The following is a 1,447-nucleotide window of genomic DNA, read 5'->3' as shown; positions in this document are numbered from 1 at the left end:
GGCTCTTCGAACTTAAGCGGGGTTGAGGTGTCCGCGGTGGCGTCGGGTGGTGGCGGTGCGGGTGCGTAGGCGTTGGTTTTCGGGGTTGCGGAAGCCGTAGGCGTCGCGGGCGATGGTTTTGATCACCCGGTTGGTGCCTTCGGAGCCGGCGTTGGTGATTCCGGTGGTCAGGAAGGCGTGGATCTGCGGCCACCAGGTCTCGATGGTGGTGGCGAGTCGGTGGAGTTCGGGCAGGTCAGAGGCGGCGCAGCGGGTGTAGAAGCGGTCCAGCAGCCGGTGGACGTGTTCCCTGTTCGGCTGGGTGCGGGCGACCGCGAGCAGGTCGAGCAGGTCTTCTTTCGCGTTCCATGCGGCCAGGATCGGAGCGCCGATCGCCGCCGGGAGGGCATCGAGGGTGTCGACGAGGCGGTCGACGTGCTTGCCGCTCATGCGGGCGGCCGAGCGGGTCAGCCGGTTACGCATCCGCCATTCCGGATCACTTGCACGGCCGCGGCGGCCCCGCTGGGTCAGGGTCATGCGGCGGCGGACCTCGGTGACCGCCCGGTTGGCCAGTTGCACGACGTGGAAGTGATCGACGACCAGCACCGCGTGCGGCAGTACCTGCCGGATCGCGGACTTGAACACGGTGCACATGTCGATCGCCACCGCCTGGACCTGCTCACGCCAGGCCGGGGGGCGGGCGGTCAGCCAACCGGTCACCGCCGCCGTGGTACGGCCTTCGACCTGCGCGAGAAGCCCCTGGCCACCGGACAGATCGCAGAAGCCGACGTGCCAGCGGTCCGCCGTCACGGTCCACGAACCGGCCTGGGCGTCCCAGATCCAGTGCGGCTTGCCGCGGCGCACCTCGTCGATGCCCAGCACCGCGACCGGCTCCGGCTCGGCTGGCAACACCGCGCTCGCGTGGGCGCTGAACGCGGCAGCGACGACCGGCCAGGAGATGCCGTGGTCCCGGGCGGCCTGCACGATCGTGCGACCCGCGTCGGCGACCGCCGCCCCGGCCGCCTGCCGCAGCCGGCCGGTCAACCTCGACCGGGCGGGTACCTGGGCGACCTGCTCAGTGAACGACTTACGCGGGCAGCCTGGCGTCGGGCAGTACCAGCGACGTTTGCGCCAACGCAGCTGGACCGTCCGGCCTCCAACTGGCAGGTCCCTCGGCCGGGTTGTGGTCCACTGCTTCACCTTCAGCGCACGTTGTCCGCACTGCGGGCAGCATCGGGCCTGCTCACAGCCGGTGGACAGGTCCACCACCGGAACACCGGTGACGTCCAACTCGACCCGCTCAGCGACCAGGCCGTCCAGGCCCAGCAGCCGGGTCGTATCGTTGACCATGCTCGCAGCTCTTCACTTGTGACCATCCGAACTAGACACTCAGATGATCACCGACGGGCTGCGAGCCCTTCACTCCCGGGTCGACTCAGCCGCGAACCCCGCTCAAGTTCGAAGAGCC

1 protein-coding gene is annotated in these 1,447 nt (G+C 69.6%); it reads right to left on the bottom strand.

The features are described 5' to 3' along the window. Window positions 1-12: 12 nt before the first annotated feature. Window positions 13-1,329 (bottom strand): ISL3 family transposase, encoded by a 1,317-nt coding sequence (locus tag ACLQ2T_RS29210; protein ID WP_425769569.1) that lies wholly within the window; start codon window positions 1,327-1,329, stop codon window positions 13-15. Window positions 1,330-1,447 lie beyond the last annotated feature (118 nt).

The sequence above is a fragment of the Micromonospora sp. DT229 genome (assembly GCF_049844505.1).
Taxonomy (GTDB): Bacteria; Actinomycetota; Actinomycetes; order Mycobacteriales; family Micromonosporaceae; genus Micromonospora.
This window is presented reverse-complemented; position numbering and strand designations above follow the sequence as displayed.